This is a genomic window from Vibrio sp. A37 (genome assembly GCF_059777565.1).
Genome location: NZ_JBLNLI010000004.1, coordinates 74,160 through 88,489, shown reverse-complemented (window position 1 = coordinate 88,489; position 14,330 = coordinate 74,160). Strand labels below are relative to the sequence as shown.

13 protein-coding genes are annotated in these 14,330 nt (G+C 41.1%); 4 read left to right on the top strand and 9 right to left on the bottom strand.

What is annotated here, in order from left to right:
- The 8 genes from ACM2FC_RS08680 to ACM2FC_RS08645 form a co-directional block, all read right to left on the bottom strand.
- Complete coding sequence (locus tag ACM2FC_RS08680) at positions 1 to 885, bottom strand: ABC transporter permease (protein WP_498480511.1); 885 nt, start codon at positions 883 to 885, stop codon at positions 1 to 3.
- A 12-nt stretch (positions 886 to 897) separates the two neighbouring features.
- Complete coding sequence (locus tag ACM2FC_RS08675; protein WP_498480510.1) at positions 898 to 1,851, bottom strand: ABC transporter permease; 954 nt, start codon at positions 1,849 to 1,851, stop codon at positions 898 to 900.
- A gap of 91 nt (positions 1,852 to 1,942) precedes the next feature.
- Positions 1,943 to 3,700: an ABC transporter substrate-binding protein gene (locus ACM2FC_RS08670; protein ID WP_498480509.1), complete on the bottom strand. Its 1,758-nt coding sequence runs from the start codon at positions 3,698 to 3,700 to the stop codon at positions 1,943 to 1,945.
- Positions 3,701 to 3,911: 211 nt separating this feature from the next.
- Positions 3,912 to 4,814: an EamA family transporter gene (locus ACM2FC_RS08665; protein ID WP_498480508.1), complete on the bottom strand. Its 903-nt coding sequence runs from the start codon at positions 4,812 to 4,814 to the stop codon at positions 3,912 to 3,914.
- A 141-nt stretch (positions 4,815 to 4,955) separates the two neighbouring features.
- A complete protein-coding gene (locus ACM2FC_RS08660; protein WP_498480507.1) occupies positions 4,956 to 5,975 on the bottom strand; it encodes an ABC transporter ATP-binding protein in 1,020 nt (339 codons plus the stop codon).
- Positions 5,972 to 6,760 carry an ABC transporter permease gene (locus ACM2FC_RS08655; protein ID WP_498480506.1) on the bottom strand — a complete coding sequence of 263 codons (789 nt, stop codon included), beginning with the start codon at positions 6,758 to 6,760 and terminating at the stop codon, positions 5,972 to 5,974. The genes ACM2FC_RS08660 and ACM2FC_RS08655 overlap by 4 nt, the downstream gene beginning before the upstream one ends.
- Positions 6,747 to 7,583 carry an ABC transporter permease gene (locus ACM2FC_RS08650; protein WP_498480504.1) on the bottom strand — a complete coding sequence of 279 codons (837 nt, stop codon included), beginning with the start codon at positions 7,581 to 7,583 and terminating at the stop codon, positions 6,747 to 6,749. Before ACM2FC_RS08650 ends, ACM2FC_RS08655 begins: the two co-directional genes overlap by 14 nt.
- Before the next feature lie 59 nt (positions 7,584 to 7,642).
- Positions 7,643 to 8,773, bottom strand: a complete 1,131-nt coding sequence (locus ACM2FC_RS08645; RefSeq protein ID WP_498480503.1) for an ABC transporter substrate-binding protein — start codon at positions 8,771 to 8,773, stop codon at positions 7,643 to 7,645.
- A 336-nt stretch (positions 8,774 to 9,109) separates the two neighbouring features.
- On the opposite strand from ACM2FC_RS08645, the gene ACM2FC_RS08640 reads away from it, so the two are divergent.
- The 4 genes from ACM2FC_RS08640 (at position 9,110) to ACM2FC_RS08625 (ending at position 12,180) form a co-directional block, all read left to right on the top strand.
- Positions 9,110 to 9,769, top strand: a complete 660-nt coding sequence (locus ACM2FC_RS08640) for an HAD family hydrolase (protein ID WP_498480501.1) — start codon at positions 9,110 to 9,112, stop codon at positions 9,767 to 9,769.
- 39 nt (positions 9,770 to 9,808) lie between these two features.
- A complete protein-coding gene (locus tag ACM2FC_RS08635; protein ID WP_498480499.1) occupies positions 9,809 to 10,615 on the top strand; it encodes an alkaline phosphatase family protein in 807 nt (268 codons plus the stop codon).
- Between the two features lie 153 nt (positions 10,616 to 10,768).
- Positions 10,769 to 11,326 carry an HD domain-containing protein gene (locus tag ACM2FC_RS08630; RefSeq protein WP_498480498.1) on the top strand — a complete coding sequence of 186 codons (558 nt, stop codon included), beginning with the start codon at positions 10,769 to 10,771 and terminating at the stop codon, positions 11,324 to 11,326.
- Entirely contained in the window at positions 11,323 to 12,180 is an 858-nt protein-coding gene (locus tag ACM2FC_RS08625; RefSeq protein ID WP_498480497.1) for a phytanoyl-CoA dioxygenase family protein, read from the top strand. The genes ACM2FC_RS08630 and ACM2FC_RS08625 overlap by 4 nt, the downstream gene beginning before the upstream one ends.
- A gap of 102 nt (positions 12,181 to 12,282) precedes the next feature.
- Here the strand turns inward: ACM2FC_RS08625 and ACM2FC_RS08620 are convergent, their stop codons facing one another.
- Complete coding sequence (locus ACM2FC_RS08620; RefSeq protein ID WP_498480496.1) at positions 12,283 to 13,689, bottom strand: aldehyde dehydrogenase family protein; 1,407 nt, start codon at positions 13,687 to 13,689, stop codon at positions 12,283 to 12,285.
- Positions 13,690 to 14,330: the final 641 nt, after the last annotated feature.

The following is a 14,330-nucleotide window of genomic DNA, read 5'->3' as shown; positions in this document are numbered from 1 at the left end:
TTATACCTTCCTTGGGTCCAGCGCGTCTTGCAGGGAGTCAGAGAACATATTGAATGCCAGCACCAGAACGAACAACATGCCCGAAGCGGCAAAGAAGTTACAAAAATGTCCCGCTGTCACCTCACCACTCGCCTCTGCTATCATTAACCCCCAACTAATGCTGTCTTTAATTCCTAGTCCTAGAAAGCTCAATATCACTTCACTTTTAATTGCGGTGATAAACAACAATGTCATCTCGACGAGTAATATATGAGTGGTATTTGGCATCAAGTGCTTAAAGATGATCTTGTATGTGGGAACACCAAGAGAATGTGCAGCTTCGGTAAACTCCATATTCTTAAGCTTAATCACCTCCCCACGAACCAGCCGAGCAGTGCCCGTCCAAAACGCAGACATCATGGCAATGTGCATAGAATAAGGGTTTTCATTCAGTGCGACGGCAATCGCGGCAACCAATAAAAAATAGGGAATGCAGTCGATACAGTTCATTATCCACAAGATGAATTCATCAAAAATGGAGCCTGAGAAGTATCCCATAAATGAGCCAGCAATAGCCCCCATCATAGTGGCAAAGACCGCCACCACTAATCCCACTTCAAACGCTGTTTTGGTGCTGTATATGGCACGTTGAAAGATATCTTGCCCATTGATGGTAGTGCCAAACCAGTGAGCTGCAGATGGCCCCATTTGCCCCGGTGCTAACAACTCATCCCACTGCTGGGCAATTAAGCCCATCCAAACCAAAAGTGCGATAATAAAATAAACGCCCACGACAAAAAGACTGATCATGCCGATTTTGTCACGCGCAAATTTTTTAACTGCCTTGCTCCATAGAGATTCTCTCTTCAAAGGTGCATCGGCAACTTGCGAGCTTGTGATTTCCATACCAATACTTCCTTATTTTAATGAGATACGTGGATCAACCATCTTATACAGCACGTCCACCACACTAACGACAACTATAAACAACACCGTGATAAGAACGATTACAGCTTTTAGCACAGGTAAGTCGCCTGTGGTGATGGCATCGTAAGTAATTAGACCCACTCCCGGAATGCCGAAATAGCTTTCCAACAATAGCGAGCCACCAATGACAACGAATGGTATTGAGAAAACGATGCGGGTAATTATTGGGATCATGGCATTTTTCAACACATGCTTGAAAAGAATGGCGGAAGGTTTGTGGCCAAAGGCTTTGGCGGTTCGAATATGATCTCGGGTGGTTTCTTCAACAATAATGGCACGGTAGAAACGCGTGTTATACCCCACCGATACAAACACCGAACACAATGTTGGTACAGTGATGTAATAAAGATAATTGGAAAAAGAATTCACTTCCCAGCCGTAAACAGGAAACAGGTTTAAACCGTAACTGGAACAAAAAATAAGCTGGAATGCGATAATGATGATCAGATAGGAAATGCTCATCCCAACCACAGACGATGACATGATGGTTTTGTCTATCCATCTGCCGCGATGTTGGGTGGCAAACAGACCCAAACAAATGCTTATCAAGTGACCGATAATAAACCCTGGTAGCACCAAAGCGAGAGATATTGGAATGGTTCTGGCTAAGATACTCGTCACGTCTTCGCCACTGGAATCTGAATGGCCGAAATTAAATGTGACGATTTGGTGTAAATAATCAAAATAGCGAACGAGAAATGATTGATCGTAACCTAACTGATGGCGTATTTCGTTAATCTCTTCGATGGTCGGATTGCGACCTAGCAAATCATAGGTCTTATCCGGCCCAAAATAGACCATAAGAATAAAGCTTATGAGAGTCACACCAAATAGAAGAGGTAAGCTATAAATCAACTTCCGCGCGCAAAACTTCAAGGTTTCCATTTAAACTACCTTTTGCTTTCCATATCGAGTTAGCTTGAAGGTGTAAAAATACAAGTAGTACCTTCAAGCTACGGTGGTATAGAACTTATCCTTAATTAACGATATCTACGTATTTAAAGTAGTTACCGAGAATACTTCTCTGCGGCCACATCACTGCATTCTTATGCCACAACGCGACGCCTGTTCTGGAAAAACCACTGATACCCACACAATCATCAACTAACATCTGATTAAGCTTTTGGTAGATAGCCGTACGCTCTGGACTCGGCTGCATGGTTGAAGCTTTAGCAAATAACTTGTCGTATTCTGGGTTGCTGTAATTGGCACTGTTTGAACCGGGCGAATGATTTGGTCCGTAGAACAGCTGCAATGTGTTTTCAGCGTCGGGATAGTCTAATCCCCACCCCATTGGCACCATTTGTGTCTTACTATTTTTGATGTCACGATTAAAGTCGCCAAAATTAGCATAAGTTTTTATTTTCACTTTATTTTTCGGATAACCAATCTTAGTTAAGTTGCCCCTAAACTGTTCGAAAAATTGCTTAGATCTCACGCTGGAAACCGTTGGGTAATAAAGTACCGGTAAATTTCTAGCGTTCCATCCGTTGTCTTTGAGTAACGCTTTTGCGCCTGCAATATCTTGCGTGATGGAAGATTTATCCATATTCGGATCAAACCCTTCTGTGCCCGGTACAATAAACCCTGGATACGCATTACCTAACCCTAGATAGAAACGGTCGACACGTTGTGGCCAACTAAATGATTTCACAATTGCACAGCGCAGTGCTTTGTTTTGCGCATTGGTTTTTGGGTTATCGGAATGGCCAAAATATTCATCATCAAAGTTAAATACGTTGTACACAAAGCCTGCTTCTGTGGACACTCTGTAATTGTACTTTTCAGCATATTCTGGGCGTAGCTTAACTGGATGCTTTGATTCTAATACCGTTTCAATCTGTTCGTTTTGCAGAGACGTGTTTACAATTTCATTGTCTTTAGTAAATGAATTCCATCTTGCAGAAGCTTGCTTGACCCAATTGGCTTCAACACGATCAACAATGGGTAAAGTCTTCCCTTCCAATTTGGCAATGCCGGTTTCACCTTGTAATTTAGGATCATACCCTTCTTCTTTTAGATGAAAAACTTCGTGACGATAATTAGGATTCTTCTCCAAAACGGTTTTGGTACTGTTATGCGACACAAGTTTAAATGGACCACTGCCAACTGGGTGAATCGACAATTCACGACCATACTTTTTCACCGCTTCTTCAGGAACAACACCTGAAAAGCCCATAGCTAACGTATAGATAAGCTGCGGATATGGCTGAGTTAGCGTAATTTGAATGGTGTATTTGTCCAGCGCTTTCAGCCCTTCTATAGTTTTGCTGTAATCAGCGCCGTCTTTTTTCCACTGATCTAACCCGACTATTTTTCCGGCCCATAGCCAAGCACCTTGAGAGCGGTTCACCGGGTCAAAGTGCCTTTTTATCGAGTAAACAAAATCGCTAGCGACGACTTCTCGGCCCTTGCCATCTTTAAATGCCGGATCATCGATAAAATGAACATCAGGCTTAATGGTAATCGTATAAGTGAGCCCATCTTCGGAGACTTTGGGCATTGAGGTCGCTAAGTTTGGCTTGAGTTCGAAAGGTTGCTTTAAATACTTGTATTCATACAAGGTATCGTAGACTGCAGTGACGATGGTATTACTATAGTGAGTACCCGATTGGACAGTATCGAAGGTGGTTGGGGTGCCATCATCAGAAAATTTAAACACTTTTAAATCGTCTGCATTGGCAAACGAAGATGCCATAGCTAGCGCTAAAGCTAGCATTCTATACTTGGCCATACAAATTCCTTTTCGTGATTCAATTTTGAAGAATAAATTACATATTTATTAATAATCAGCCATTTAAATGTTTACGTAATGTAACAATATTTTAAATCCTATTGTCAATACAAAACACTTAGCCAGCTCTAATTAATGCAACGTTTGACTGCGGCTAAGATAAATAACCAATTTATAAACTAGCTGTGCGGTAATGACTGTCGTCAATCACCTAGCTAAAAGACATGACCAACCCTGCCATGATTAATGTCACCCCTACAGAACGTGTAAAACTCCACGATTCACCAAGAAATACGCAGCCCATGATTAAGCCAATTACAATGCTAACTTGGCGCAGTGCAACGATTAAACTGACATTGGTGGTCATATTCATAGCAGCCAACACGATCCCGTAAGTCACGCCCATCATAATTCCAGCGAGCCCAGCGTTCTTGCGTATCCTCCATGCCTCTACGATCTGATTTTTTTGCCTCGTCACCCCACACCACAATAATATGGGCAGTACCATCGCCCAATACTGAATCCCAAGATAAAATATTGCGGTATAAGTGTCGCTGACAACGTGGTTGACTAATTGAGTGGCAACGTCCAAAGCCTGTTTATCAATGATGGAGTAGCCTGTCGTGCCAATCGCTGCGACGGCTGCCCAAAAGACCCCTAGATTCAGATATGAGCTAAGTTTAAATGTTCGAAAACTGGTTAAAGGGACAAACACACAGCCAAGGGTAATCAATATAAACCCAAACCATTGCTCTACATTCAATGTATGGCCTAGGAAACTACTTACCACGCCTACCATCAACACAGGAAGCGAGCGAACAATAGGATAAATCACACCGATATCGGCATACTTATACCCTATCATCAGACCAACCAAATAGATGATTTGGCTTATTCCGCTCACCAACACCAACTCCCAGAAATAGTTAGGAAGCGTCTGCCAGCCAATAGTGACGAGATACCAAACGATATAGGGAGTTAAAATAGCAGCAACCGTGACACTCGCTGACAGAGTAAACGCAACGCCTGAACCACGATTACTCTTGCCAAGAACGTTCCAACCAGCATGCAGAAAGGCCGAAAAGATGACGAGTGTCATCGCTAAAGTGTCCATGTATCCAAAAAATTCCTGTGAATTGATAAAAGATAAACAGCTTAGCTGCGCTTATATACTAAGTTCTCATCATCGATAAATCTGATACTTAAAACGCAGCTTTTTAGATAGACAGGCAACTAAACCTAGTTTTTGGCTAAGCTAGGAAACTTGTTTAATTTCAGTGGTAGCGAAACAAATTTGAATATCCGATCCAATATCGTGCAGCTGTTGGGTATTTCGGAACAAAGTATCCACCATCAACATCACCGAATTAGATTCGACCTGATAACGAACAACGTTGCCCAATAGAGAGCGCTTTTTCACAGTCGCAGTAAAGGTTTCACTGTACCCTTCCCCACTGATTTGAATGTCATTTTCGATGATATAAATCGATTCAGGACGGATGGCTACTTGGGCATCAACATGATACAGACCAAATAACGCCGCTTCACGCTGATTTAATATGTTGAAGTTACCAATAAATCGAGCAATAGAGGTACTGGCAGGTGTGGTATAAATTGATTCAGCATTACCAGATTGGGTAATTTGGCCATCTTCCATCAGCAATATGTGGTCAGATAAAGCCAACGCTTCTTCTTGATCGTGAGTAACCAAAATAGTGGTGATATTCAGCTCTTTTTGAATCTCAAGCATTTGCTCTCGCAACTGACGACGTATTTTGGCATCGAGCGCCGAAAGTGGTTCGTCGAGTAAAAGCAATTTGGGCCTGATCACCAAGGTTCTCGCGAGTGCTACGCGCTGTTTTTGGCCACCAGATAATGAAGCTGGATAAGCGGACTCTTTGCCTTTTAGCTCCACTAACTCAATCACTTGCTTTACGCTGGACTCAATCTCTTGTTTGCTTTTACCACTTACTTTCAACCCATAAGCAATGTTTTGCCATACCGTCATATTAGGGAACAAGGCGTAAGATTGAAACATCATGCCTATCTTGCGATCTTTCGGCAGAACAGTGGTTATATCGCTGCCCCCTAGAATAACTTGCCCATTATCTAATGGGGTTAACCCAGCTAATCCGCGCAGCAACGTTGATTTACCACAGCCGCTCGCTCCAAGAAGACTGACAAACTCACCTTTGCTGATATCAAAGGAAATATCGCGAAAAACTTTGTTCGAGGAGAAAGACTTCTCTAGGTTTTTAACTTGCAAAAAGCTCATGATTTTTTCCTGTTAGTAAGCAAGGCACCAGCCAAAGTGATAAGTAAGGTAAAGGCAAAATAAGAGATAACAATGGCACTTTGATAGTGTCCACTTGTTCCCATCTTTTCGTTGTATATAAACACTTGCAACGTCTCATAGGAGCTACCGACAAGCATTTGCGCATAGACAAACTCGCCAATAAGAATCGAAAAAGACAAAAATACCGAGATAAACAACCCTTTTTTCAACAAAGGCAAAACGATGTCAAAAAATGCTCTGAAGGTACTGCTGCCTAGCATATGCGCTGCGTCTAGAAGTTCGTGAACATTAATACCGTGTAGATTATTGATGATACTGCGATAAATATACGGCAAGGCAATGGTGACGTAGATTAAAACCAGCATCCAAGGCGAACCTACCATAGGCAAAGGGCCATTAGAATAAAGATTCAATAAGCCAATACTGGCAACCACTGGGGGCAATGCAAAAGGCAGCAATACTAATATTTCCATATACTTTTCTAGCTTCGGGAAATAGTAATGCACGACAAAGATCGCTGGAGTCACAAACAGTACACTGAACAGGATGGAGGCAATACAAATCCAAATCGAGTTCTCAAAGGCGGTAATAAATAATGGGTTTGACCATAGAACTTGATACCAATGCAAGGTAAAGCCGCTTGGCAAAATGGTGGACGCCCATTCATTTACAAAAGAGTAAATGGTGATTCCCAACAACGGTAACAATAGGAACAACATTACAACGGTAATGATTAGATAGTGCTTGAGTTTACCGCTTCTCATCGAACGTCCCCTTGAGTAAATAATGATTCGCAACTGAAATAACGGCTAAGACGACAATCAAGATTAAAGCCATCGCACTTGCCATATCTGGCTGCAGGAAAATGCTGCCACTAATCATGCTCGCGATACGAATCGTCAATAAGTTAAATTCGCCCGAAGTCAGCGCATAAGCTGTCGCGTAGGCGCCCATTGCATTGGCAAATAAAATGATGAAAGTACCTAAGATCGGTCGAGACAGTATTGGTAGGAGAACTCTGAAATTGTAATCCACCCAAGTGCCACCTAACAGAGATGACGCTTCTTTCCACTCATTTTGAATATTGTCCATGCTTGGATAGATAAGCAGCAAACCCAGAGGAATTTGGAAATAACTGTAGATAACAATGATGCCATCCAAGGAGAAGATGTTAAAACTGGTGATGCCAAAATGCTTCAAAACCAGAGTAAATACGCCGCTTAAACCAAAAACAACTATAAATGCGAAAGCCAACGGAACTCCGCAGAAGTTACTGGTCAAGTTGGAAAACGACAGTGTGATATCCCTAACGCGACCGCCAACTCGATGCACGGAGTAGGCGCATATTGTCCCTAATACAATTCCGATAAGGCTTGACCAAAAAGAGATAACTAAGCTGTTCTCAATCGCTTGATAATAAAGTTTGTTGCTGAATATGGTGGTGAAGTTGTGTAGCGAAACGCTGCCGTTATCTAAAAATCCATGAATAATCACCCATATCAAAGGGACGACCTGAAATAGTAGGAATATCAAAGTTAATGGAATTAGACAGGCTAGCGCTATCAAAGGTATGCGTTTGTTGGTCATAGTCTCGCCAATTGTACTTAGAAAAAAGTAACCGGGGCGGTACCACCCCGGCTGATCATTTAGCTCAAGTAAGGCATAACATACTGCTGCCAGTTCGCTGGGATAGATTTAACTGTCTTCGTCCAGCCAGAATAGCTCTTAATATGGAACGTATTCTTATATTCAGATGCTGGTAACAATTGCTTCTTAACCGATTCTGGTAGCTTCACATCGCTGCGGATTGGTCGAGCATTGCCTTTCGCAAAGTTAATTTGTCCTTGGTCGCTAAGCATATACTCACGAGAAAGCTTAGCCGCAGCAAGCTGTTTACCATTGATATTTAGAACCGTAGAGTAACCATTTGTCACTGCGCCATCAGTTGGAATCAGCACTTCAAAGTTGCTCTTGTCTTTAAGAAGCTTGTGCATGTTCAGTGCGTTGAAATCCCACATAATCGCTACACCGATACCACCTTTTGCAACGTTCGCTAGGGTTGGGGTTTCTAGAGTTAAGCGGTGTTTTTTAGCTAGTTTTTCGAAGAACACATAACCTGGCTTCAAGTTGTCCTCGTTGCCACCCATCGCATGAGCTGCCGACAGAAGACCTGCATTCGCCTGACCCGCACTACCCACACGCCCTGCGGAGATTTTGTAGTTCCCGTTTAGCAACTCATGCCAGCTAGTTGGGACTGTCTTAACCAATGACTTGTTAACAAGGAAAGCAATGGTTCCCGTATAAGAAAGGATACATGCTCCATCTTTGGTCTTGGCCCAATCTGGAATTGAATTCCAAGTCGTAGGTTTAAATTTCGCTAAAAGTCCTTTTTTATCAGCAATTTTGCAGTAGCTGAATCCTGCGTCGCCAATATCAGCATTTGCATTCTTGCCTTGAGCAATAAAGGTTGCAATTTCCTGACCTGACGTCATGTTGTTGTCAGTGTGTTTAATATCGTATTTCTTCTCGATGTCTTGCCATGTTTCTAGGTAGTTAGCCCAGTTGTTTGGCATACCAACACTATTAATCACCCCTTGTTTAGTCGCTTCTTTACCAAGTTCTTTCAGAACGTCTGGCGTTGCGACAACGGCACTTTGAGCTTTATCAAGAGCGCTAGACTGAGTATTTGCAGGAGAATTACTTTTACTACAACCAGAGAGTGCAACCAAAGCAAAGGCACTGGCCGCCAATGTGGAAACGATAGCTTTTTTGTTCATAATTCCAGACTTTCAATATTAATAATAACAAAAGGAGGCCCATTATTATTCCGGATTTATTTCAGAACCATGAAAAATATACTTCATCGATATTAATATATTGAGAGTTAGTATTATGTTTATGATCTAGCTTATATAAAATACAAATAATAAAGCAATATTAACTAGGATGTATGAATGCTAATACTAATTAAAACAAAACAATTAGAGTGTAAACATAAACATTATTTATCATTTAGATATATTTGCTTCATAAAATATTCATACTTTATTATTTAATTAAGTCTGAATTTTATGTTAAACCGTTTATAACTATCACTGTTTTAAGAGCTTAATATGCCCAAACCTCTCTATGTATTTGATATGGACGAAACCTTAATCAACTGTGACAGCGGAATGATTTGGCACGAATTTCTAGTCGAAAAAGGCGTTGCAAAACAACCTAACTTTATCCAAGAAGATCAACGCTTAATGGACCTTTATGCACTGGGTGAGCTAGATATCAGCGACTACATATCATTTTCGTTAGCACCAATCGCTCATATGAAAACTGAAGAAGTAAACAAACTGGTCTCTGAATGTGTACAACGATACATTCTTACCAAACAGTTTAAGCAATCAAAAGCCTTGATTAAGAGGCTCTCAAATGATGGCATTGATATGGTTGTCATCTCTGCAACCGTTACTTTTATCGTGCAAGAAATCGGTCGACACTTGGGCATTAATCACGCGTTAGGCATTGATTTAGAGGAAAAGCAAGGCTGTTACAGCGCAGAAATCATAGGCGTTCCTAGCTTTAAAGAAGGAAAGGTAACTCGTCTGAAACAGTGGCTTAATGAACAGGCAAAAAGCTATTCAGAAGTTCATGTTTATACCGACTCAATCAATGATTTACCTCTTTGCGAATTCGCAGATCATGCCAACTTAGTCAATCCTTGTCCCTTATTAAAAGAATACAAAAGCAGACCTAACTGGAAAGTTTTAAATTGGGATTAATTTAGCAAGCCACATTTAATAAACTATAGAGAGTACGATATGAATAATAAGGTTATCCTGATTGTTTTAGATGGATTAAATTATTACGTCGCCAGTAAGTGTATGGGTTATCTTAGCGGCCTTCTAGAGCAGAAACGAGCGACACGATATAGAATCGAGTGCGAATTACCGTCTATGTCTCGCCCTCTATACGAATGTATTTTAACGGGTGTACGTCCTATCGAAAGTGGTATCGTTCATAATAATGTTGTACGGCTTTCTAATAACGATTCAATTTTCAGCCTTGCTCAATCTCAAGGCAGAATTACAGCTGCAGCCGCGTATTCATGGATGAGTGAATTATATAATCGAGCTCCTTACCACCCCCAACGGGATCGATTTACCAATGATGAAACTCTGAATATCCAACATGGCTGTTTCTATCAATGGAATCACTATCCTGACGAAGCATTATTCTTGGATGCTGAGCACCTACGACGCACTCACCAACCAGATTTTTTGCTCATTCACCCGATGAACATTGACCATGCAGGACACCAATATGGCCTCGATTCACCTCAATATCGCAACGCTGCTCGTCACTCGGACGTCTTACTTTCCGATTATATCGAACAGTGGGTACAAGATGGCTATCAGATTATGATAACCAGCGATCATGGTATGACTGATGATAAAACGCACGGAGGCACTTTGCCGGAAGAGCGAGAAGTGCCACTGTTTGTTATCGGTGACAAGTTTAGCCATCATGAATGCCATATCAAACAAACTGAAATTTGCGGTACCGTTTGCCAGCTTCTTAAACTCCATCATGACAAGCCCCACGCCCCAGAACTATTAGCGCTATAAATCACTGAGCTTGGTTCTACAAAGTCCTATCATTAGCAAAATGTCAGAGCCAAGTTTTAATTTCCTAATGTCACAAAAGGTTAAACCTGAGCACCTAAAGTTTAAATATCCTATTTGTTGATAATTTTGTTTATATGAGAGTGGTTACAAGTAATGACAACCGAACTAATGAACGCAATTAACACCCTATTCAAAAAACAAGGTAACATGCAATATGGAGAAGATATTACTCAATCAGAGCACGCGATGCAGTGTGCAGAACTTGCAATAAAGGCAGGTGCAAGCAACGAGTTAATTATTGCAGCGTTACTACATGACATTGGTCACTTATTGGCAGAGACAAGCGTCGCCTATGGTAACTATCAACACGATAAAGTTGGTGCGGACTACCTAAATCATTGGCTGCCACCTGAAGTGACTGAACCCATTAGACTGCATGCCCAAGCCAAAAGATATTTATGTGCCAAAGAGTCAGGCTATTTCGAAGATCTCTCCACGGCATCTAAGGACTCTTTACAGCACCAAGGTGGCGTTATGACGTTAGAAGAATGCCAAGCCTTCGAGAAAGAAGAGTTTTTCTTCGATGCTATTCAATTAAGGCGCTGGGATGATGAAGGAAAAGACGTCACCCTAAGCCACAATAACTTCGATAGATATTTGCAATATCTACTCGATATAACAACGTCAAATCAGAGAGAAGTCGTCGCATGAATAACGATGAACAGTTTCAACTATATGGCTACAAAGTGCTTCAACAAGCATTAACATCCAGCGAAGTATTAGAGTTAGATGCAGCAGATAAAGATCTGACAAACCAAGCACAAAATATACTGCAAGAAGTGACCAACTCGGGCATTTCATTGGCAAATTATTATCGAAGCCAAGACAAACAACTTATTGTTGTTCCAGAACGTGACGACGTAAAAAAAGTATGTCGTTTTGAGTACTTAGCAGAAAGCCATGAATTCATTAAACGTTCACTCGTGCCGAAACTTGCAGCAATCATTGAACAAGAAATCGGTCAACCCGTTACTTTGTTTAAAGACAAGTGTAATGCCAAAAATCCGGGAGGCGGCGCGTTTAGGCCACACCAAGATGTTGTTGCCTATCGAGACTTTAAGCCTAACTATCATGTCACTGCAGCTGTATTTTTAGATGCTGCAACGCTGGAGAACGGCTGTCTAAATTTCGCGACCAATTACAAACAGCTCAACGAGACTCTATTTGAATCGCTTGAGGATGTTGCTGGGCAAATGCTACCAGTATTTCCTAGATATCAAGGCGGTGAGCTTCATGGTGACATTAAAGGTAACGTCTGTGATCGGCTTGAATGGCAGCTATTAGAAGCCCAGCCTGGTGACGTGGTGATATTTGACTCTTATGTCCCTCACTATTCGGAAGCCAACAACTCCGAGTTCTCCCGCAGAGCGATGTTCTTCACCTTTAACCTTACAGAGCAAGGCGAATATTATTCAGATTATTATCAGATGAAGCGTACTCAATATGATAACCCAGTGTTCCATATTTCTACGCCATCGACGCATACTGAATCTGAAGCAGTTTGATACCAATTGCTGAAGAACACAAAAGTTTGATCGGCTTTTGTTCATATTGAATCTAAAGAGGCAGGGTCGCCAAGACGGCTCCTGCCCCATTATGTGGTTACCTTATATAGAAGTGACGTTGATGACTTTCTGTTGAGTAAACTCTTCTAAGCTGTTTGGGCCAAGTTCATATCCTATTCCCGAGTGTTTTGCTCCAGCAAAAGGGATGCTTGGATCTAAGTCTCCATGCTTATTGATCCATACTGTCCCCACATCAATGTTGTTGGCAATCTCTAAAGCTTGTTCAAGGTTTTTGGACCATACTGAGGCACCTAATCCGTACGGTGAGTCATTTATATGTTTTAGCGCGGAAGAAATATCACTAATCTTAATAACTGGCAAAATTGGTCCAAATTGCTCTAAGCAAATTAAGTCTGAATCAAGCGGCAATTCAGAGAAAATTGTTGGACAAATGAAAAAACCATGAGAGTTATCTACTGGACAGCCAGTCAGCATTTTTCCCTGCATTGAAGAGTTTTCTATTAAATTGACTAAACGCTTGTACTGTTCACGACCAGTGACAGGCCCAAAATCGACGTCCTGCTCTAGTCCATTGCCTACTCTAGATTTAGCACAAAGTTCTACTAGCTCATCGCATAGTTTGTCGTAAATTTTTTCGTGAATATATAGGCGTTTGATTGCGACACAAACTTGTCCTGAATTTCCAAATGCGCTTTGGAAGATCGACGCAGCAATTTCTTTTGGATTGCAGTCAGCGCAGACTATCGCAGCATCGTTACCACCAAGCTCCAATGATAAACGTTTTAGTGTCGAGGAAGCGCTTTCCATTATTTTCATTCCCACTTCACATGAACCGGTAAACGTAACCTTTCTGATGAGTTTGTGAGAGACCAGCATCTCACCTAAATCATCGTTACCTGTAATGCAATTGAGAACGCCTTTGGGGAGCGCATTTTTTAGGAGTTCCATCAATCTCAATGTAGCGAGTGGTGTATTGGGAGATGGCTTTAAAACAACTGTGTTACCAGCAATTAAAGCAGGTGGAATTTTAAAAGCTAAAAGCAACAAAGGAAAATTCCAAGTGGTAATGGCAGCAACGACTCCAAGAGATTGTCTAACCAACGTTACTTTTTTTGTTGTATCTTCGTGAATTAACCTAGGTTCAATATTAAGCGTACTAAAATACCGAAAGATATCCACAGTGGCTTTGAGTTCGAATATAGAGTCTTTCAGCGGCTTACCTTGCTCTAAAGTGACTAGCTCGGCAAGTTCATCTAAATTCTTTTCTATAATAGTTGCGATGCCTAATACAACTTGTTTTCTTTGTTCAAGGTGGGTGTTTTTCCAATTTGAATAGGCATCATTTGCCGCGATAACGGCTGCGTTTAGTTGAGTCTCGCTAGCGATAGGGCAAGATCCAATCACAGTCTCAGTTGCTGGATTGATAACATCCATATACTTATCCGTTGTAACTAATTCTCCATTTATCAATAGACTAAGCTTTGGCATTGCTTTAAAACCTCTTAGAAACAGAATAAATTTTGGATAGTTCTGTGTTTAAAATAGAGTCAAGTGGGTTACGAGAAGGTTAATAATGGGTGCTTGAGTCGGTACAAACTTGATAGGCGCTTTTTACTTAGCCTAAACGACAAACAAAAAGGAATATGAGCCATAAAGATGCACTAAGCGTTTAATGGTTACGTAGTTTCCGAGGGATAATAAGGTGACTATTATTGGTCTTATAAACTAGCTTACTAATGCCCCTCCCCCATTTAGCACTTGAGGTCGCTCAATATGTCTATTGTTCCTTTTGCTCTACCAACGTTATGCGAATTGGGTTCATCCATTAATGTTTCCTATAATTCGGCCTATCTATTCTATTAGTTATCTAGTAAAGGTGTTGGCTTATTATAATAATTATATATACATCCATCCCATATATTAATAAAGATACTACGCAAAACGAATATTCTCTTAGTTATTAGCTAGACATTACTAATGTAGTGTACGGGGATAATTTACAATTTAATGCAGCGGTAACTACTGTATTTACCTACAGGTAACTACCAAATCATTTTTGTTTTTAGAATCAGTTACATTTTGAAACACAATTCGAGAATGTAAGTAAAAATAGTCGTAAATTTACTCCG